The organism is Kineococcus rubinsiae (assembly GCF_011839805.1).
Taxonomy (GTDB): domain Bacteria; phylum Actinomycetota; class Actinomycetes; order Actinomycetales; family Kineococcaceae; genus Kineococcus; species Kineococcus rubinsiae.
In genome coordinates this window covers 10,213-29,943 of the sequence record NZ_VWPY01000055.1, presented here as the reverse complement: position 1 = coordinate 29,943, position 19,731 = coordinate 10,213, and the positions used below count along the sequence as shown (strand labels likewise).

The following is a 19,731-nucleotide window of genomic DNA, read 5'->3' as shown; positions in this document are numbered from 1 at the left end:
GCCCCGGCCCCCGGGACCACCGCCGCGCCCGGCACGCGCCGCGGGCACCTGCGGGCGCTGCGCGACGAGCCCCGCACGGGCGGCTGAGCACCGCCTCCCGCTGAGCACCGCCTCGCGCTGAGCACCGCCGCGGTCTGTCTCCCTGGGGGACCCGTCCCGGCGGTCCGCTGCTCCGCCCGGGTGAGGGGGCTCAAGGCGGGGGTCGGCCTGCCGATGGAGGTCAGTCTTCACTTCTGACCCCCGTCCGGCTGCCCCTGGAGGACCCCCCGTGACCGTCGCGACCCCGAACACCCCACGCCGCCCGCGCCGCGCCCGCGCCGTCCGCACCGCGCCGCCCCTGGGGTCGCTCACGCAGGCCGGCCACCGCGAGGGCGCCGCGTGCGGCTCCTGCGGCAGCGAGCGCGTCACGCAGCTGCAGATGTCCCTGACCGACGGCACCCCGGTCCGCTTCGTCTCCTGCCACGTGTGCGAGGAGCGCACCTGGCAGTCCTCCGCGGGCCCCCTGTCCGTCGACGCCGTCCTGGACCGCACCCGCAAGCAGTGACCCCCGCGGGCCGCCACGGCCGGGACGGGCCCGTCGCCGGGTTCCGCACGGCCCCGGTCCGCCGGGAGCCGCGCCGCTAGGCTCCGAGGGTGAGTGCACCCCTGTCGTCCGTGATCAAGGCCTACGACGTCCGCGGGGTGGTCCCGGACCAGCTCGACGCCACGGCCGTGCGGGCCATCGGCGCGGCGTTCGGCGAGGTCGTCGTCGTCCCGCAGCAGCCCGCGGAGCAGGTGGCCGCCGGTGTGCGCCCACGCGCCGTCATCGGCTACGACATGCGGCCCAGCTCGCCCGAGCTCTCCGCGGCCTTCGCCGAGGGCCTCGCCTCGCGCGGCGTCGACGTCGTGGTCATCGGGCTCGCCTCCACCGACGGCCTGTACTTCGCCAGCGGCTCGATGGACGTGCCCGGCGCGATGTTCACCGCCAGCCACAACCCCGCGCAGTACAACGGGATCAAGATGTGCCGCTCCGGCGCCCGCCCCGTCGGGCAGGACACCGGCCTCGCCGCGATCCGCGACCTCGCGCAGAGCTGGCTCGACGCCGGTGCCGTCCCCGCCGTCGACGGCGTCGTGCCCGGGACCGTGACGGAGCAGGACCTGCTGCGCGCCTACGCCGAGCACCTGCGCTCCCTCGTCGACCTCTCCGGCGCCCGCCGCCTCGGCGTCGTCGTCGACGCGGGCAACGGGATGGGCGGGCACACCGTGCCCGCCGTGCTCGGCGACGCCGCCGGGCTCGCGCCGCTGCCCTTCGACGTGACCGAGCTGTACTTCGAGCTCGACGGCACGTTCCCCAACCACGAGGCCAACCCGCTGGACCCGGAGAACCTGCGCGACCTGCAGGCCGCCGTCCCGCGCGCGGGCGCCGACATCGGCCTCGCCTTCGACGGCGACGCCGACCGCTGCTTCGTCGTGGACGAGAAGGGCGACCCGGTCAGCCCGAGCGCGGTGACCGCCCTGGTGGCGCGCCGCGAGATCGGCAAGGAGCGCGCCGCGGGCCGCGAGGCGATCGTGATCCACAACCTCATCACCTCCCACGCCGTGCCGGAGATCATCACCGAGGCGGGTGGCACGCCGGTCCGCACGCGCGTCGGGCACTCGTTCATCAAGCAGCAGATGGCCGACGAGGGCGCCGTCTTCGGCGGTGAGCACTCCGCGCACTACTACTTCCGCGACTTCTGGTCCGCCGACACCGGGATGCTCGCCGCCATGCACGTGCTCGCCGCCCTCGCGGAGTCCGACGTGCCGCTGTCGCAGCTGGCCGCGGAGTACGAGCGCTACGCCGCCAGCGGGGAGATCAACTCCACCGTCGAGGACGCCGCCGCGGCCGCCCAGCGCGTCGAGGAGGTCGTCACGGCGCAGGCCCGCGCCGCGGGCGAGGAGCTCCACGTCGACCGCCTCGACGGCCTGACCATCACCCACCCCGCCTCCGGCGACGCCCCGATGTGGTGGTTCAACCTGCGGGCCAGCAACACCGAGCCCCTGCTGCGGCTGAACGCCGAGGGCGCCGACGAGGCCACCATGGTCGCCGTGCGCGACCGGGTGCTGGCCCTGGTCCGGGGGGAGGCGGCGTGAGCGGCCTGCTGCGGCTGGACCCCTGGGTCCTGGAGCTCCTGCGCTGCCCGCTGACGGGGGAGACGCTGAGCGGTCCCGTCGAGGTGGACGGCGAGCAGGTGCTCGTGACGCCGTCGGGCATCCGCTACCCCGTCGTGGACGGCGTCCCGGTCCTCCTCGTCGACGAGGCCCGCGGGGTGCCCGCCGACGCGACCCGTGCAGCCGACGTGGCCGACGCGACGGGCCCGGCCGGGGAGGGGTCCGCGTGAGCGCCCTCGACGAGACGATGCTGAGCGACGGCGACGCGCTCGCCGCCGCCGACACCTCGGGCGTGCTGCGCGCGCTGGCCACGGCCGGCGCCCAGGTGCGGGAGTCCGTGCAGCTCTCGCAGGACGCCGGGATCGCCCGGCTCGCCGAGGACGGCCGGCCCCGCGCGGTGCTCATCGCCTCCCTGGGCGGCAGCGCCGTGGTCGCCGACGTGCTCACGGCGCTCGCGGGCCGCACCTGCCCGGTGCCCGTGGTCTCGCGTCGCGGCGGCCCGCTGCCCAGCTGGGTGGGCCCGCTGGACCTCGTGATCGCCGTCTCCCTGTCCGGTCGGGCGCCGGGCCCGCTGGCCCTGGCGATCGAGGCGGCGCGCCGCGGCGCCCGCGTCGTGACCGTCGGCGCGGAGGGCTCCCCGCTCGCCGACATCGGCTCGCGCCCCGGCAACGTGCACGTGCCGCCCGCGCGCGGCGTGCGGGCCGCGGGCGGCGGCGAGCGCTCCTCCCGCGTCGCGCTGTGGTCCCTGCTGACCCCCGTGCTGCTCGCCTGCGACGCCCTCGAGCTCGTGCGCGCGCCCGCGGACCTCATGACCGCCGTGGCCGACCGCCTGGACGACGAGTCCGACCGCTGCAAGCCGGGGTCGGAGGCCTTCGTCAACCCGGCCAAGGTCCTCGCGCTCGAGCTCGCGCAGACCGTGCCCGTCGTCCTGGCCGACAGCGACCTCATGGCGGCCGCCGCGCGCCGCGCCGGCTCGATGCTGGCCCGCACCTCGCGCGTGCCGGCGGTCACCGGGGCCCTCCCCGACGACGCCAGCGAGGTCGTCGCCACCTTCGGCGGCCCCTTCGCGGCGGCCCCCGACGACCTCTTCGCCGACCCGTTCCTCGACGCCCCGGTCTCGCCGCGCCTGCGCCTGCTGCTGCTGCGCGACGCGCCCGCGTCGCAGCCCGACGCGGACCGCGCCCTCGTGGAGGCCGTCGCGCACACCGCCGAGGAGGCGGGGGTGCGCGTCAGCGAGGTGGTGGCCGACGAGGGCGCCGACGTCGTCCAGCTCGCGCAGGTGCTGCAGCGCACCGATTTCGCCGCGACGTACCTCGCGCTAGCCTCCGGGATCGACCCGGCGACCTCGCCGCACGTCGCGGACCTCAAGGACAGGCTGGGCTGACCATGTCGACCGAAGGCGGATCCAAGGCGATCATCGCCGCGCTCACGGCCAACATCGGCATCGCCGTGACGAAGCTGATCGCGTTCCTCCTCACGGGTGCCTCCTCGATGCTCGCCGAGGCCATCCACTCCCTCGCCGACTCCGGCAACCAGGTGCTGCTGCTCGTCGGCGGCAAGCGGTCGCGGCGCTCGGCGACGGCCGAGCACCCCTTCGGGTACGGGCGCGAGCGCTACGTCTACGCGTTCCTCGTGGCCATCGTGCTGTTCAGCGTCGGTGGCCTCTTCGCGCTGTACGAGGCGTGGCACAAGTGGGAGGACCCCCACCCCCTGACGTCGTGGCAGTGGGTGCCGCTGCTGGTGCTCGTCGTCGCGATCGTCCTGGAGGGGCGGTCCCTGCGCACGGCCGTCGGGGAGTCGAACAAGACCCGCGGGTCGCAGTCGTGGGTGCGCTTCATCCGCACCGCGAAGGCGCCGGAGCTGCCCGTCGTCCTGCTGGAGGACTTCGCGGCCCTGCTCGGCCTCGTCTTCGCCCTCTTCGGCGTCGGGCTGACCCTGCTCACCCACGACGGGCGCTGGGACGCCGTGGGCACGGCCCTCATCGGCCTCCTGCTCGTCGCCGTCGCGGTCGTGCTCGCCGTCGAGACGAAGTCGCTGCTGCTGGGCGAGGGGGCCACGCCGGAGCAGGTGCGCAGCATCCGCGACGCGCTGCCCGGCGACGGGGTCGAGGGCGTCATCCACCTCAAGACGCTGCACCTCGGCCCCGAGGAGCTCCTGGTCGCCGCGAAGATCGCCGTCCCGGCGGCCGACACCGCCGCCGAGGTCGCCGCCGCCATCGACGGCGCCGAGGCCCGGGTGCGCGCCGCGGTGCCGATCGCCCGCGTCGTCTACCTCGAGCCCGACCTGCGCCGCGCGCCCGGCGCCGGTGCGACCTCCTCGCGCACGGCGGCCTCGCGCGGCGCCGGCCCGGGTGCGCCGACCGCCTGAGCCGCACCGCGCACGCGGGCCCGCGTCCCCGTCCGGACCCGCCTCGCGGTGACCCGCCGGGGCCGGGCGCGTACCCTGGGGGGTGCTCCGGCGTCCGGTGATGCCGTGTGGTCCAGAGGGACCGCGCCGGGAGACCCATCGACCGTCTGACGGATCGACCCCCGCGAGAGGACACCCATGTCTGCGCAAGAGCAGAAGTCGTTCGAGTTCAAGGTCAAGGACATCACCCTGGCCGCTGCCGGCCGCCACGAGCTGCGGCTCGCCGAGCACGAGATGCCGGGCCTGATGGCGCTGCGCGAGGAGTTCGCCGAGGCACAGCCCCTGGCCGGCGCCCGCATCGCCGGCTCCCTGCACATGACCGTGCAGACCGCCGTGCTCATCGAGACCCTCACCGCGCTCGGCGCGGACGTCCGCTGGGCCAGCTGCAACATCTTCTCCACCCAGGACCAGGCCGCCGCGGCTGTCGTCGTCGGCCGCGAGGGCACCGTCGAGGCGCCCGCTGGCGTCCCCGTCTTCGCCTGGAAGGGCGAGTCGCTGCACGAGTACTGGGCGCTCGCGGACCGCATCTTCGACTGGGGCACCGACGCCGAGGGCCACCGCGTCGGCCCGAACATGATCCTCGACGACGGTGGCGACGCCACCATGCTCGTCCTCGAGGGCAAGCGCTTCGAGGCGGCCGGCGTCGTCCCCGAGGCGACCGAGGAGGACTCCGAGGAGTACCGCGTCGTCCTCGAGCTGCTGCGCGCCTCGCTGGCCGAGGAACCCGAGCGCTGGACCCGCATCGCCGCGGGCATCCAGGGCGTCACCGAGGAGACCACCACGGGCGTGCACCGCCTCGTGGAGTACTTCCGCAACGGCGTGCTGCCCTTCCCGGCGATCAACGTCAACGACTCGGTCACCAAGTCGAAGTTCGACAACAAGTACGGCACGCGGCACTCGCTGATCGACGGCATCAACCGCGGCACCGACGTCCTCATCGGCGGGAAGGTCGCGGTCGTCTTCGGCTACGGCGACGTCGGCAAGGGCTCCGCGGAGTCGCTGCGCGGCCAGGGCGCACGCGTGATCGTCACCGAGATCGACCCGATCAACGCGCTGCAGGCCGCCATGGACGGGTTCCAGGTCGCGCGCCTGGAGGACGTCGTCGGCATCGCCGACATCTTCGTGACCGCCACCGGCAACCGCGACGTCATCATGGCCGCGGACATGGCGAAGATGCGCCACCAGGCGATCGTCTGCAACATCGGCCACTTCGACAACGAGATCGACATGGCCGGCCTCGGGCGCATCCCGGGTGTCGAGCGCGTCGAGATCAAGCCGCAGGTCCACGAGTGGCGCATCCCGGCCACCGACGGCAACCCGGCGCACAGCATCATCGTGCTCTCCGAGGGCCGCCTGGTGAACCTGGGCAACGCGACCGGGCACCCGAGCTTCGTGATGTCGAACTCCTTCTGCAACCAGGTCCTGGCGCAGATCGAGGTCTTCACGAAGAAGGACGAGTACCCGGTGGGCGTGCACGTCCTGCCCAAGCACCTCGACGAGAAGGTCGCCCGCCTGCACCTCGACGCCCTCGGCGTGCGGCTGACCGAGCTCACCAAGACGCAGGCCCAGTACCTCGGGATCGACGTCGCCGGGCCGTACAAGACCGACGACTACCGCTACTGATCCGCACCCGGCCCGCTCGACGGGCCGGACCGACCGCCCGGCACCTGCTCCAGGTGCCGGGCGGTCGTGCGTCCGGGGCCCTGCGGGTGCGCCCCGGACGAGTGCGCGTCGACGTCGGCGGGCGGGGCGCGTCCGCGTGCGGCACCCTGGGCGCCCGAACGGCACCGACCGCACCGACCGACCGAGGGGGACGACCGTGGGACTCCTGGACCGCCTGCTGGGGCGCCGGCCCCGGCAGCAGTGGAACGCTCCGCCGCCGTACGCACCGCCCGCGCCGCCGGCCGCGCCGGGCCGGCCGCGCACGGCCGACGAGAACGCCATCGCCCGCTACCGCTACCTCCTGCGCACCGCGCCGCCCGAGACCGTCGAGCAGGCCCACGCCGAGGCCTTCGCCCAGCTGAGTCCCGACCAGCGGCGGCAGGTGCTGCAGCAGCTGTCCGCCGAGGTCCCCGGCGCCGAGCGCTCGAGTGACGACCCCGCGTCGCTGGCCCGCACGGCCACCCGCGCCGAGTTCCGGCGCCCCGGCACCCTGGAGCGCCTGCTCGGTGGAGGCGGCTACGGGGGCAACGGCTACGGGGGCAACGGCTACGGACCTGGCGGGTACAGCGCCGGCGGCTACGGCGCACCTCGCGGCTACGGCGGGGGCTACGGCGGCGGGATGGGCCTGGGTGGGATGGGCGTCGGCGGCATGATCGGCGGCAGCCTGCTGACCAGCGTCGCGGGGGCGTTCATCGGCACCGCCATCGCCGACGCGCTCATCCCCGACGACTTCGGCAACGACCACTGGGGCGACGACCAGGCCTACGAGGCCGGCGAGCAGGCCGGGTACGACGAGGGCTACGACGCCGGGTCCGGTGACGACGGCGGAGGCACCGACGAGGCGTTCGCGGACGACGGCTACGGGGCCGGTGGTGACTTCGGCGGCGGTGACGGTGGCGGTGACTTCGGTGGTGGCGACGACTTCGGCGGGGACCTCGACGTCTGACCCGGCGTCCGTCGCGCGCGGGCGGGGTGGCCGGGGAGCTCCGGAGCGATGAGTCCGGGCACGACCGCGAGTCCGGAGGGGGCAGGAGACCACCGAGGCCCGGGAGGAATCGTGACCACCGACCCGTCCCCGCGCAGCGCCCCACCCCCGGCTCGCGCCGGCGTGAGCCCCGAGGCCCAGCGCTACCTCGACGCCGTCGCGGACGAGCACCGGCCCCTGCTCGACCGGCTGGACGGCCTCGTCCGCGGCCTGCGGCCGGACGTCACCGTCGTGCTGTCCTACGGCATGCCGACGTACGTGGCCGGGCGGAGCCGGGTGCACGTGGGCGTGTGGAAGCACGGGCTCTCGCTCTACGGCTGGGCGGCCGACGACGACGGGGGCTTCTGCGCCCGCCACCCGGAGCTCACGACGGGGCGCGGGACGATCCGGCTGCCGACGGCGCGGGCGGGGGAGTTCACCGACGAGGAGCTGCTGGCGGTGCTGGCCGGCGGGCTGCGCGGCTGACGCCGGCGGCCGGCGGGGGAGCGGAGGTCCGGGCACGTCGAGGAGCCTGCCGGGTCCACGGCGCGTCCGGCCCCGTCGTCCACACCCGCCACCGCGGGGACACCTGTGGACCCCGCGGCGGCGGGCGCGACCCGGCGCGAGCGGTGGCGGCGCAGGGACGCAGCCGGGTCAGGGCCGCGCGTCGACCTCGAAGACGGTCTCGAGGCCGTCCTCGTCGTCCCACTGCTCACCGACCGCGGTGAACCCCCACCGGCGCACGATCCGCAGGGAGGGCTCGTTGTCGGGGCGCACCGACGCCCGGACCCGGAGCACGCGGGGGTCCGCCGCGGCCCGGTCCAGGAGGTGCCGCAGCGCGGCCCCGCCGTACCCGCGCCGGCGGTGCGCCGGTTCGACGGCGTACCCGACCTCGACGAGGCCGTCCGCGTCGGGCGGGCCGTGGAATCCGGCGCGCCCGACGGCGAGCGAGCGGGCGGGGTCCCAGAGGAGCCCGGTGACCCAGCCGGCCGCCTCGGGGTCCTCGCTCACCTGGTGCACCCGGCGCCGCCAGACGCCCCGCCAGTCGGGACCGGCGGCGTGGGCCGGGACCGGCACGGGGCTCGTGGCGTCCGCCCCGGCGAGGTCCCCCGCGGCGAGCGCGCGCAGCGTGGCGAGGGACAGGTGCACGACGCGCACCTGCGGTGCGTCCTGCGGACCGGTCGTCACGGGCCGAGCGTAGGCGGCGGCGACCTCAGACCGTCGCGGTCGTCGACTCCGCGTCGCGCACGTCGCCGGCCCGCACGTCGCCGGCCCGCACGACGCGGTCGCGCCCGGCGCGCTTGGCGGCGAACAGGGCCGCGTCGGCGGAGGCCAGGGCCTCGGCGACGGTCGGGCGGACCGCGCAGCCGACGGACACCCGCACGTCCAGGCGGGAGTCCAGGACCCGCCAGTCCTCGGCGCGCACGGCGGCCAGGAGCCGGTCGGCCGCCTCGGTCGCGCCGGCGGCGTCGGAGAGCAGGACGACGAACTCGTCACCGCCGTAGCGGATCGCGGTGTCGCCGTGCCGGCAGGCCGTCTGCACCAGGTGGCCCAGGCGCTGCAGGACCACGTCGCCCGTGCCGTGGGAGCACGTGTCGTTGACGGCCTTGAACTCGTCGACGTCCACGAACAGGAGGGCGGCGGCGTCGACGCGCCGGCCCGCGCGGGTCGCGGCCGCCTCGGCGTCCAGCCGCTCCTGCAGCATGCGCCGGTTGCCGAGCCCGGTCAGCGGGTCGGTGAGCACGGCGGCGGAGTGGCGAACCGCCTCCTGCACGAGGGTCTGGACGCGGGCCCGGTCGGCCAGGGCCTCGAAGCGGCCCTCCCGGTCCCGCCAGAGCCGGGCCATCGCGAGCTCGGACATCCGCCGCCACCCGTGAGCGGCTGCGCGGGCCCCCTCCTCGCGCACGGGCTCGAGGTCCACGTCGGCGAGGGCCGCGGTCCCCAGCGCCTCCCACAGCTCGCGGTTCTCGTGGACGGTGACGTGGCGGAAGGAGGCCAGCACCTCGCGGGCCTCCTCGCCCCGCCCGCGGCGGGCCAGCACGACGGCCTCGGCCAGGCGGGCGGCGCGCACCTCGACGAGCTCGTCGCGCGGCGGGAAGCCGGCGAGCGCCTCCTGGATGCGGGCGTAGCCGAGGTCGTCCTGCCCGAGGCGGTGCAGCACGAAGCCCTCCAGCGCCTGTGCCCGCCAGCGCATCTCGTCCGCGCCGGTCTCCTGCGCGCTGGCCGACATGGCGGCGGTCTCGCCGAGGGCCTCGACGTAGCGCCGCCGCGCGCCGCCGGCGTCGCCCGTCAGGTCGAGCAGGCAGCCCCAGAGCGCGCTGGTGATGGCGAGCGCGCGGCGCACGTTCGTGCGCACCCCGGCGGCGTGCGGGGCCTGCGCGACGCGGGTGAGCAGCGAGTGGCACTGCTCGAACAGCAGCATCGAGCGCAGCGCCGTGGCGGTGGAGAACGCCGCCGAGAGGTGGTTGTAGCTCGCGGCCGGGTCCTGCGCGAGGGCGAGCGCCTCGGAGAGGGCGTCCATGGCCGCGGTCGGCAGCCCCTGCGTGAGCAGCGCCTCGGCGTTGAGCGCGAGCACCTTCGCGCGCCAGGCCGGCAGGTCCGGCGGGAGCTCGCCCAGGAGCCGGTCGCCGACGGCGATGGCCGCGACGGTGTCGCCGGTCTCGAGGTGGCTCAGCCCGCGGATGAACTGCAGGAAGCGCAGGGTGAGCACGTCGCCCGCGGCGGCGCACAGCAGCTCGCCCTCGCGGCAGCGCAGCAGCGCCCGCTCCCACTGACCCGAGTTGGAGAGCGCCAGGGCCCAGTCGGAGAGCACGTCGTAGGGGCCGAACTCGCTCAGGGGGACGAGGTCCGTGCCAGCCGTCACCACGCACCTCCCGACCGTCCCGGCGCACCGCGCGCCACCCTGGGGCATCGGCGCCCCCGCAGCGCGACTGGACCCGCGCGCCCGTCCGTCCTCACCGGTCCCGTCCGTTCCCACCGGCCCCGTGCGCCCCACGCCGGGCGCCGGCACCTCAGGTGAGGGTGAACCAGGTCGTCTTGCCGAGGTCGGACGTCTCGACGCCCCAGGACGTGCTCAGCATGTCGACCAGCGCGATGCCGCGGCCGGAGTCGTCCTCGGGGCCCGCGTCGCGCGCCTGGGGCGCGCGCGGGCTGCCGTCGCGCACAGCGACCCGCAGCCCGGACGTCCCGTCGCAGGTCACCCGCAGCGTGATCGGAGGGGCGCCGTGCTTCACCCCGTTGGTGATCAGCTCGGACACGAGCAGCTCCGCCTCGTCGAGCACGCGGGCGTGGTGGGCGTCGCAGTAGGTCCGGCGCAGGAAGGCGCGCGCGATGGACGGCGCGGTCGTGTCCAGCGGGACGTTGAGCTCCGCCGCGGGGGTGACGTCACACACGAGGATCTCCGGGCACCCGATCACTGTGCCACCCGCCCGGCCCCGGCGCCGCGCTGGTGGTCGTCGTGCCGGTCGCGGCCGAGGGAGTGCGAGAGCTCGCGCACGCGCGCCTGCTGGCGCCGCAGCGTGACGAGCTCGCGGTCGCGCCGCTCGACGAGGACCGCGGCGAGGAAGCGCTCGGCGGACGTCCCGGCGGGCGGCGGTGGGGACACCAGCGGCAGCAGGGAGCCGGCGAGGGAGGCGCCCAGCTGCTCGCGCGAGGCCGGGTGCAGCCCGGGCGCGCGGCCCAGGAACTGCCGGGCCGCGAGGGCGGTGCCGTCGGGCAGCCGGCCGATGTCGGCGGTGCGGGCCCAGCCGGCGAGCTCGGCCGGCATCGGGGGCAGCGGCACGTGGCGGGCCCCCGTGCGCTCGCGCACCACGTAGGTGCCGGCGAGGAGGTCGCCGAACCGCTTGCCGCGCTTCGTGACGAGAGCGCAGAGGATGGCGGGGCTCCCCGCGGTGGCCCACAGCTCGAAGAAGCCGAGCAGCCCGCGCACGACGCAGTGCCGGAACCGGACGGGGCCGCCGTCGTCGCGCACGACCCGCAGCCCGGTGACGATCTTGCCCAGCGAGCGCCCGCGGGACAGCGTCTCGACGAGGACGGGGATGCCCACGAGGCAGAAGACGGTCAGGGTCAGCGCGATCGCGCCGACGGCCGCCTCGTCGGCGGCGGACAGCAGCGCGGACCCGCCGAGGAGCAGCAGCACCCCGACGACGGCGGTGGCGGCGGCGTCGAGGAGCCCGGCGAGCAGCCGGGAGGCGAAGGACGCGGCGCGCAGGTCGAGGACGACGGCCTCGCCGGTCACGACGTCGCCCGTCGGCACCTCGCCGGCCGCGGCCGGACCGGGACCGCGCCCCGCGGGGGTTCCCAGTCGTCGCTCGGCCACGCCGCCACGGTAGCCGCCGCCGCGGTGTCGGCGGGCTGGACGGGGCGGGGTGCGGGGCGGGCCGGGGCGCCGGCTGGCACGATGCGTCGATGACCGCGCCGCACGGAGCCTGGCCGTCCCCGCTGTCCGCCGCGGAGGTGGCCCGCACGGGGCTGCACCTGGGCGCGGTCGCGCTCGACCGCGGCGGGCGGCGCGTCTGGTGGGCCCAGGGCGACCCCGCCGACGGGGGCCGCGTCGCCGTGCTGCGCCGCGACGAGGACGGCACCGTCACCGAGCTCGCCCCGTCGCTGGACGCCCGCACGCGCGTGCACGAGTACGGCGGCGGGTCGTGGCTGCCGGTGGGCGACGGCGCCGTGCTCGCCGACGCCGGCGACCAGCGCTGGTACGCCGTCGACGCCCCCGGCGCCGCGCCGCGGCCCCTGACGCCCGACGTCGCCGCCCGGCCGCGCTTGGCCGACCCCGACCGCCTCGACGAGGACGCGGTCGTCCTGGTCGCCGAGGACCTCAGCGGCCCCGAGCCCGCCCGCGCCCTCGTCCGGGTCGCCCTCGACGGCAGCGGCGTCACCGAGCTGTTCCGCGGCCCGCGCTTCCTCGCGGCGCCCCGCACCTCGCCCGACGGCCGCCGCCTCACCTGGATCAGCTGGGAGCACCCCGACATGCCGTGGCAGCGCACGCTGCTGTGGACCGCCGACGTGGGCGCCGACCACCGCCTCAGCGGGGTGCGGGTCGTCGCGGGCGGGGAGAGCCGCGAGTCCCTGGTCCACCCCGGGTGGACCGCCGACGGCACCCTGCTCGTCGTCTCCGACCGCAGCGGCTGGTGGAACCTGCACCGCGTCGAGGAGACGGCCGCCGGGGAGGTGGCCGGTGGGGGAGCGGAGCTCGTGGCGCTGCTGCCCGAGGCCGCCGAGCAGGGCTTCCCGCCGTGGGTGTTCGGCACCACCTCGTGGGCCGCGCTGGACGACGGCCGCGTCGCGCTCCTGCACGGCAGCGCGACGTACGCCCTCGACGTCCTCGACCCGCGCACGGGGGCGCTGACGGCGCTCGACCTGCCCTTCACCGCCTACGCCGCCGTCCTCGCGGGGGCGGGTTCCCAGATCGCGGCCGTCTCGGCGTCCGCCACGATGCCGCCGACCGTCGTCGTGGTCGACGCGCAGACGTCGGCGGTGCAGGTCGTGCAGCCCAGCGGCGAGGTGCCCGACGCGGCCGTGCTGCCCGTCCCGCACGCCGTCACCGTGCCGAGCGCCGGCGGCCGCGTCGTGCACGCCCACCGCTACCCGCCGACCAACGCCCTCGTCGACCCGGACGGAGGGCAGGACGAGCCCGCCCCGCACGTCCTGTTCGTGCACGGCGGCCCGACCTCGCAGTCGCAGGCCGCGTTCTCCCCGGAGGTCGCCTACTTCACCTCCCGCGGCATCGGCGTCGTCGACGTCCAGTACGGCGGCTCGACGGGCTACGGGCGGGCCTACCGCGAGGCGCTCGACGGGGCCTGGGGGATCGTCGACGTCGAGGACTGCGTCGCCGTCGCGCGCTGGCTCGTCGAGGCGGGCCTGGCGCCGGCCGACCGCATCGGCATCCGCGGCGGCAGCGCCGGCGGGTTCACGGTCCTGGCGTGCCTGACGGGCACCGACGCGTTCTCCGCGGGCACCTCCTACTACGGCGTGGCCGACCTGCGGGCGCTCGCCGAGGACACCCACGACTTCGAGTCCCGCTACCTCGACTCCCTCGTCGGCCCGCTGCCGGCGGCCGCGGACGTCTACGCCGCGCGGGCCCCCCTGAACCACGTCGACGGCCTGTCCTGCCCCGTCCTGCTCCTGCAGGGCGCCGACGACCTCGTCGTCCCCCGCGCGCAGGCCGAGCAGTTCGCCGAGGCGCTGCAGCGCAAGGGGTTGCCGCACGCCCTGGTCGTCTTCCCCGGCGAGCAGCACGGGTTCCGCAAGGCGGAGAACGTCGCGACCTCGCTGGAGGCCGAGCTGTCCTTCTACGGGCAGGTGTGGGGCTTCGACCCGCCCGGCGTCCCGCGGCTGGAGCTCGTTCGCCCCGACGCGGAGGAGGGCTGAGCCGGTGGACGTCGACGCCTACCGCGCCGTGCACGCCGAGGAGTGGGCGCGCCTGCGGACCCTCGTCCGCACCCGCTCCCTCAGCGGTGAGCAGGCCGACGAGCTGGTCGTGCTCTACCAGCGCACGGCGACGCACCTGTCGTTCCTGCGCTCCTCGCAGTCCGAGCCGGTCCTCGTCGACGAGCTGTCCACGCTGCTCGCCCGGGCCCGCGCCCGCCTGACCGGCAGCCAGTACCCGGCGTGGAAGCAGTTCACCCACTTCGCCGTGCGGGGGTTCCCCGCGGCGCTGTGGCGCATCCGCTGGTGGACGTTCGGGGCCGCCGCGTTCACGGCCGTCCTCGCCGTCGCGGCCGGGGTGTGGGTGGCGGGCGACCCCGCGGCCCAGGCCAGCGTCTTCGGCTCCTCCGCCGACATCCGCCGCCTCGTCGAGGAGGACTTCTCCGGCTACTACTCGCAGTACTCCCACGCCTCCTTCGCCGGCCGGGTCTGGACGAACAACGCCTGGGTCGCCGCGACCTGCGTCGCCCTCGGCGTCACCGGCGTCTTCGTCCCGGTGGCCCTGACGCAGAACGCGCTGAACGTCGGGCTGCAGGGCGGGCTGCTCATCGCCAACGGCCGCGGCGAGGTGTTCTTCGGCCTCATCGCCCCGCACGGCCTGCTGGAGCTGACGGCCGTGTTCGTCGCGGCCGGCGCGGGGATGCGCCTGTTCTGGGCGTGGGTGGCGCCAGGCGCGCGCCGGCGGGCGGACTCCCTCGCGGTCGAGGGCCGGGCCATGGTCGGCGTCGCGCTCGGTCTGGTCGTCGTCCTCTTCGTCTCCGGGGTGATCGAGGGCTTCGTCACGCCGTCGCCGCTGCCCACGTGGGCGCGCATCGGCATCGGCGTCCTCGCGGAGCTCGCCTTCGCGGCCTACGTCCTGCTCCTCGGCCGCCCCGCCGCCCGGGCGGGGGAGACGGGCGACGTCGAGGACCGCTTCGCCGGCGACGTCGCCCCCGTCCGCGGCTGATCCGCGGGCCGCCGGGGGAGGTGGCCGGGGCGAACGAGTTGTGCCGGACGGCTGCGCGCGGGCGACCCGGTGTGGTTGCTTGAGCAGGACAGCACCGGGCGTCGGGCCGGGTGCGGGGGACGAGGAGCCGGCCGACCCGTGACTCGAGCAGCGGCCACTCGAGGACCCGAGCTCGACGTGCGACGGCACCGCATCAGCCACCGCTTCCTCGACCCCGCGCTGGAGACCCGCTTCCGCCGCGCCGGGGTGCCGGCGCTGCGCCGGGACCTGCAGGCGCTGTGCTTCTTCATCGTCGGCTGGCACGTCCTGCTCATCACCACGACCGTGCTGCGCGACCGCGACGCGGCGCTCGCCGCGGCCCACGCGGCCGACGACGCGGGCCTCCTCGTCCTCGGCGTGGTGGGGCTGGTCCTCCTGCGCCGCATCGAGCGGCTCGGCCCGCTCATCGCCCTCACCGCCGTCACGGCCTGCGCCTTCACCGGCGTGGTCGCCGCCGTGCTCGCCCTCGCCGACGGCTACGCGGTGCAGGGCGCGGTGCTGCTGACGCTGGTGGCCTGCGCCCTGCACCTCGTCGTCGGGCTGCCCCTGTGGTGGGCCGTCGGGCTGGGCACGGGCTGCACGCTCGCCACCACCGCGGCCTGGCTCTCGCGCCCCGACGTCGGGCTCACGCAGGCCACGGTGTCCGCGGCCGCGAGCGTGCTGATGGTCAACGCGCTCTGCGCGCTGGGCGGGCGGCGCTCCCGCGCCGCGCACCGCGACCTCTTCGCCTCGCGCGAGCTGATGGCCCTGGCCGCCACGCGCGACCCGCTCACCGGCCTCGCGAACCGCCGCGCGGCGCTGGAGCACCTGCACCGCACGTGGGCGCAGTGCGCGGAGCGGGGCCTGCCGTACTCGGTCGTCGTGCTCGACGTGGACCGGTTCAAGGAGGTCAACGACCTCGGCGGCCACGCGTACGGCGACGAGGTGCTGACGGTGCTCGCGGGTGTCCTGGCTCCCACGCTCGCGGGCTGCGACCCGCTGCTCGCGCGCTACGGCGGGGAGGAGTTCGTCCTCCTGCTGCCGGGCGTCGACACCCCGGAGGCGGCCGGCGTCGCCGAGCGGGTGGTCCTCGCGGTGCGGGAGGCGGCGCTGCTCCGGCCGGCCGGGGGCGACCCCGGGCAGCCGCGGCACCTGACGCTCAGCGCCGGGGCCGCCGGCACGGGCCGCGTCAGCGGGTCCCCCGAGGTGCTGCTCGCCCTCGCCGACGCCGAGCTCTTCCACGCCAAGCGGGCCGGGCGCGACGGCTGGCGCTGCACCGACGCGGACCCCGACCCCGGCCGCACGGTGCTGCTCGGCGCGATCGTGGAGGACAGCGGGTCCCCGCGGGTCTGAGGACGCCCCTCAGGAACCCCCGGCCGGGGCGTCCCCGCGGGCCGCGCCCGGCGCGCTGCCCACGTCGGTGACGCTCGCCGCGGCCGGGTCCAGGACCGCCGGCCCGGCGGTGACCTCGGCGGTCGTGCCGGCGTCCGCTCCGGTGCCGTCGCCGCTCCCGACCGCGTCAACTCCGACCGCGTCGCCCTCGACCGCGTCGCCCTCGACCGCGGGCCCCGCGAACTGCGCGTGGTACAGCGCCGCGTACGCGCCCTGCGCGGCCAGCAGGTCCTCGTGGCGGCCCTGCTCGACGACGCGGCCGTCGCGCATCACGAGGATCAGGTCCGCGTCGCGGATGGTCGAGAGCCGGTGGGCGATGACCAGGCTCGTGCGGTCGCGCCGCAGCTCGGTCATGGCCTGCTGCACCAGCCGCTCGGTGCGGGTGTCGACGGAGCTGGTGGCCTCGTCCAGCACCAGGACCCCCGGGCGCGCGAGGAACGCGCGGGCGATGGTGATGAGCTGCTTCTCCCCGGCGCTGACGCGGGTGGCGTCCTCGTCGACGTGGGTGTCGTAGCCCTCGGGCAGCGAGCGCACGAACCGGTCGACGGAGGCGGCGCGGGCGGCCGCGACGATCTCCTCGTCCGTGGCCCCGGGGCGGCCGTAGGCGATGTTCTCCCGGATCGTCCCGGAGAACAGCCACGTGTCCTGCAGGACGATCGCGGCCCGCGAGCGCAGGTCGCCGCGCGACATCGTCGCGGTGTCGACGCCGTCGAGCAGGATCCGGCCGCCCCCCACCTCGTAGAAGCGCAGCAGCAGGTTGACCAGGGTCGTCTTGCCCGCGCCCGTCGGCCCGACCACCGCGACCGTCTGCCCGGGTTCGGCGACGAAGGACAGGTCGTCGATGAGCGGGCGGTCGGGGGAGTAGCGGAAGGACACGTGCTCGAACTCGATGCGCCCGGCGCCCGGGCCCGTCTCCCCGTCGGGGCGCGCGGGTTCCACGGCGGGTTCCGGCGACAGCTCGTCCTCGTCGAGCAGCTCGAACACCCGCTCGGCCGAGGCCACCCCGGACTGCAGCAGGTTCGCCATCGACCCGAGCTGGCTCAGCGGCTGGGTGAACTGCCGCGAGTACTGGATGAACGCCTGCACCCCGCCGATGCTGAGCGAGCCGTTCGTCACCATCGTCCCGCCGAGGACGGCGATGCCGACGTAGACGAGGTTCCCGACGAACGTGGTCGCGGGCATGATCGTGCCCGACAGGAACTGCGCCCCGGCGCTCGCGGTGAACAGCTCCTCGTTCTTGCTCGCGAACCGGGCCCGGACCTCCTCGCGGCGGCCGAACGCCGTGACGACGTCGTGGCCCGTGAAGGCCTCCTCGATCTGGCCGTTGAGGATGCCCGTCTCCCGCCACTGCGCCGTGAACAGCGGCTGCGAGCGCTTCGCGACGACGGTCGTGACGGCCAGCGTCAGGGGGATCGCGAGGAGCGCGACGATCGCGAGCTCCCACGAGATCGAGAACATGAACGCCACGACGCCGACGACCGTGAGGACCGACGTCAGCGCCTGGCTCAGCGTCTGCTGCAGGCTCTGCGAGACGTTGTCGATGTCGTTGGTGACGCGGCTGAGCAGGTCGCCGCGCTGCGTGGAGTCGACCCGCGACAGGGGCAGCCGGTGCACCTTGTCCTCGACGTCGGAGCGCAGCCGCTGCACGGTGCGCTGCACGACGCGGTTCAGCAGCACCCCCTGGCCGTAGAGCAGCACCGAGGACACGACGTAGACCGCGACGGAGGCCAGCAGGTAGCGCTCGAGCCCCCCGCGGTCCAGGACGGCCGGGCCGACGGCGGCCACCACGACGTCGGTCGCGTCGCCGAGCAGCCGCGGCCCGACCACGGAGCAGGCCACGCTGACGACGGCGAGGACCGTGATGACGGCGAGCCGGCCGCGGTGCGGGGTCAGCCGCCCGATCAGCCGGCGGAACGAGGGCCCGAAGCTCGCGGCCTTCTGCACGGGCCCGGCCATGGCCATCGGGCCGCGTCCCGGCCCGCCGCGGAACCCGCCCGGCCGCTGCGCCGGCGCGCCCGCCGGGGCGGCGGGCGCGGGGGCCCGGCCGCTCACGCCGCCGCCTCGAGCTGGGAGGCGACGATCTCCGCGTACGTCGGGCACGTGCCGAGCAGCTCGTCGTGGCGGCCCTGCCCGACGACCACCCCGCCGTCGAGCACGACGATCCGGTCGGCGCCGACGATCGTCGACACCCGCTGCGCCACGACGACCAGGGTCGCGTCGGTGACCGTCGCAGCGAGCGCGGCCCGCACCCTCGCGTCGGTCGCGGTGTCCAGCGCGGAGAACGCGTCGTCGAACACGTACACCTCGGGGCGCAGGACGAGGACGCGGGCGATCGCGAGCCGCTGCCGCTGCCCGCCCGAGACGTTGGTGCCGCCCTGTGCGACGGGCGCGTCGAGGCCCCCGGGCATGGCCGCCACGAAGTCCGCGGCCTGGGCGGTGCGCAGCGCCTCCCACAGCTCCTCGTCGGTCGCGTCGGGCCGCCCGAAGCGCAGGTTGCTCGCCACGGTGCCCGCGAACAGGTACGCCTTCTGCGGCACGAGGCCCACGCGGCGGCGCAGCTCCGCGTCGGCGAGCTCGCGCACGTCGACGCCGTCGAGGACGACCGCGCCGCCGGTGGCGTCGAACAGGCGCCCGAGGAGGTTCACCAGCGTGGTCTTGCCCGCACCGGTGCTGCCGATGACGGCGGTGAGCTCACCGGGCGCCGCGGTGCACGTGATGCCCGAGAGCACGGGCCGCTCGGCGCCGGGGTAGGCGAACGTGACGTCGCGCAGCTCCACGACGCCGCGCGAGGTCGCGGGCGTCGTGGGCGCGGTGGGCAGCACCACGGAGGGCTCGGTCCCGAGGACCTCGCCGATGCGGTCGGCGGACACGGCCGCGCGGGGCGCGAGGATCGCCAGGAACGTCGACATCATCACGGCCACGAGGATCTGCACGAGGTAGCTGAGGAAGGCGATCAGCGAGCCGACCTGCAGGTCGCCGCTCTCCACGCGCGCGGCGCCGAACCAGAGGACGGCGACGCTGGCGACGTTCAGCACCAGCGTCACGACGGGGAAGACGAGGGCGAACAGCCGGCCCGTCCGCATCGCGGTCTCGGTGAGGTCGGCGTTGGCCGCGGCGAAGCGGCGCGTCTCGGCGCCCTCGCGCACGAAGCTGCGGACCACGCGGATGCCGGTCAGCTGCTCGCGCAGCACCCGGTTGACGGTGTCGACGCGGCCCTGCAGGACCCGGAACAGCGGGCCCAGCCGGACCATGATCGCCGCGATGGCGACGACGAGGGCGGGCACCGCGACCAGCAGCAGCCAGCTCAGCCCGGCGTCCTCGCGCAGCGCCATGACGACCCCGCCCACGATGAGCAGCGGCGAGGAGATCAGCAGCGTGCAGACCATCAGCACGAGCATCTGCACCTGCTGCACGTCGTTGGTGCAGCGCGTGATGAGCGAGGGGGCGCCGAAGCGCCCCACCTCGCGCTGGGAGAGGTCCATGACGTGGCCGAAGACGCCGGCGCGCAGGTCGCGCCCGACGGCCATGGCCGTGCGGGCGCCCAGGTAGACCGCGCCCACGGCGCAGACGACCTGCAGCAGCGTGATGACGAGCATCACGCCGCCCGTGCGCAGGATGTAGCCCGTGTCCCCGGTCGCGACGCCGCGGTCGATGATGTCGGCGTTCAGCCGGGGCAGGTAGAGGGTGGCGGTCGACTGCAGCAGCTGCAGGACGACGACGCCGATCAGCAGGGAGCGGTGGGGGCTGAGGTACTGCCGCAGCAGCGGGACGAGCACGGTGC

At 75.9% G+C, this 19,731-nt stretch carries 17 protein-coding genes; 11 read left to right on the top strand and 6 right to left on the bottom strand.

Annotated elements, in window-relative coordinates; genetic code table 11:
* Positions 1-268: 268 nt before the first annotated feature.
* The 8 genes from F1544_RS19245 (at position 269) to F1544_RS19210 (ending at position 7,648) form a co-directional block, all read left to right on the top strand.
* Positions 269-544: a hypothetical protein gene (locus tag F1544_RS19245; protein ID WP_167587751.1), complete on the top strand. Its 276-nt coding sequence runs from the start codon at positions 269-271 to the stop codon at positions 542-544.
* An 89-nt stretch (positions 545-633) separates the two neighbouring features.
* Positions 634-2,112, top strand: coding sequence for a phosphomannomutase/phosphoglucomutase (locus F1544_RS19240; protein ID WP_167587749.1), 1,479 nt, complete (start codon positions 634-636; stop codon positions 2,110-2,112).
* Positions 2,109-2,360 (top strand): Trm112 family protein, encoded by a 252-nt coding sequence (locus tag F1544_RS24855; RefSeq protein ID WP_167587747.1) that lies wholly within the window; start codon positions 2,109-2,111, stop codon positions 2,358-2,360. The genes F1544_RS19240 and F1544_RS24855 overlap by 4 nt, the downstream gene beginning before the upstream one ends.
* Complete coding sequence (locus F1544_RS19230; RefSeq protein WP_167587746.1) at positions 2,357-3,514, top strand: SIS domain-containing protein; 1,158 nt, start codon at positions 2,357-2,359, stop codon at positions 3,512-3,514. The genes F1544_RS24855 and F1544_RS19230 overlap by 4 nt, the downstream gene beginning before the upstream one ends.
* Positions 3,515-3,516: 2 nt before the next feature.
* Positions 3,517-4,497 carry a cation diffusion facilitator family transporter gene (locus F1544_RS19225; protein ID WP_167587745.1) on the top strand — a complete coding sequence of 327 codons (981 nt, stop codon included), beginning with the start codon at positions 3,517-3,519 and terminating at the stop codon, positions 4,495-4,497.
* 177 nt (positions 4,498-4,674) lie between these two features.
* On the top strand, positions 4,675-6,159 hold the full coding sequence (gene ahcY, locus F1544_RS19220; protein WP_167587744.1) for an adenosylhomocysteinase: 1,485 nt from the start codon (positions 4,675-4,677) through the stop codon (positions 6,157-6,159).
* A gap of 196 nt (positions 6,160-6,355) precedes the next feature.
* On the top strand, positions 6,356-7,144 hold the full coding sequence (locus F1544_RS19215) for a hypothetical protein (RefSeq protein WP_167587743.1): 789 nt from the start codon (positions 6,356-6,358) through the stop codon (positions 7,142-7,144).
* A gap of 111 nt (positions 7,145-7,255) precedes the next feature.
* Positions 7,256-7,648, top strand: a complete 393-nt coding sequence (locus F1544_RS19210) for a DUF1801 domain-containing protein (RefSeq protein ID WP_208972207.1) — start codon at positions 7,256-7,258, stop codon at positions 7,646-7,648.
* 168 nt (positions 7,649-7,816) lie between these two features.
* On the opposite strand, the gene F1544_RS19205 is transcribed toward F1544_RS19210, so the two are convergent.
* From F1544_RS19205 to F1544_RS19190, 4 genes are all read right to left on the bottom strand, one after another.
* Entirely contained in the window at positions 7,817-8,350 is a 534-nt protein-coding gene (locus F1544_RS19205; protein ID WP_208972206.1) for a GNAT family N-acetyltransferase, read from the bottom strand.
* Between the two features lie 25 nt (positions 8,351-8,375).
* Entirely contained in the window at positions 8,376-10,025 is a 1,650-nt protein-coding gene (locus tag F1544_RS26550; RefSeq protein WP_167587742.1) for a GGDEF domain-containing protein, read from the bottom strand.
* A gap of 148 nt (positions 10,026-10,173) precedes the next feature.
* Positions 10,174-10,554, bottom strand: a complete 381-nt coding sequence (locus F1544_RS19195; RefSeq protein ID WP_308470193.1) for an ATP-binding protein — start codon at positions 10,552-10,554, stop codon at positions 10,174-10,176.
* Between the two features lie 20 nt (positions 10,555-10,574).
* The gene (locus tag F1544_RS19190; RefSeq protein ID WP_208972205.1) at positions 10,575-11,480 is read right to left on the bottom strand and encodes an RDD family protein; all 906 of its coding nucleotides are present in this window, start codon (positions 11,478-11,480) and stop codon (positions 10,575-10,577) included.
* Positions 11,481-11,569: 89 nt separating this feature from the next.
* Between F1544_RS19190 and F1544_RS19185 the strand changes: the two genes are divergently transcribed.
* The 3 genes from F1544_RS19185 (at position 11,570) to F1544_RS26545 (ending at position 15,911) form a co-directional block, all read left to right on the top strand.
* Positions 11,570-13,537: a S9 family peptidase gene (locus F1544_RS19185; protein ID WP_167587741.1), complete on the top strand. Its 1,968-nt coding sequence runs from the start codon at positions 11,570-11,572 to the stop codon at positions 13,535-13,537.
* A gap of 4 nt (positions 13,538-13,541) precedes the next feature.
* Complete coding sequence (locus tag F1544_RS19180; RefSeq protein ID WP_167587740.1) at positions 13,542-14,540, top strand: stage II sporulation protein M; 999 nt, start codon at positions 13,542-13,544, stop codon at positions 14,538-14,540.
* A gap of 177 nt (positions 14,541-14,717) precedes the next feature.
* Entirely contained in the window at positions 14,718-15,911 is a 1,194-nt protein-coding gene (locus tag F1544_RS26545) for a GGDEF domain-containing protein (protein ID WP_167587739.1), read from the top strand.
* Positions 15,912-15,920: 9 nt separating this feature from the next.
* On the opposite strand, the gene F1544_RS19170 is transcribed toward F1544_RS26545, so the two are convergent.
* Both F1544_RS19170 and F1544_RS19165 read right to left on the bottom strand, forming a co-directional pair.
* Complete coding sequence (locus F1544_RS19170) at positions 15,921-18,002, bottom strand: ABC transporter ATP-binding protein (RefSeq protein ID WP_308470192.1); 2,082 nt, start codon at positions 18,000-18,002, stop codon at positions 15,921-15,923.
* Positions 17,999-19,726, bottom strand: coding sequence for an ABC transporter ATP-binding protein (locus F1544_RS19165; RefSeq protein ID WP_167587738.1), 1,728 nt, complete (start codon positions 19,724-19,726; stop codon positions 17,999-18,001). Before F1544_RS19165 ends, F1544_RS19170 begins: the two co-directional genes overlap by 4 nt.
* Positions 19,727-19,731: the final 5 nt, after the last annotated feature.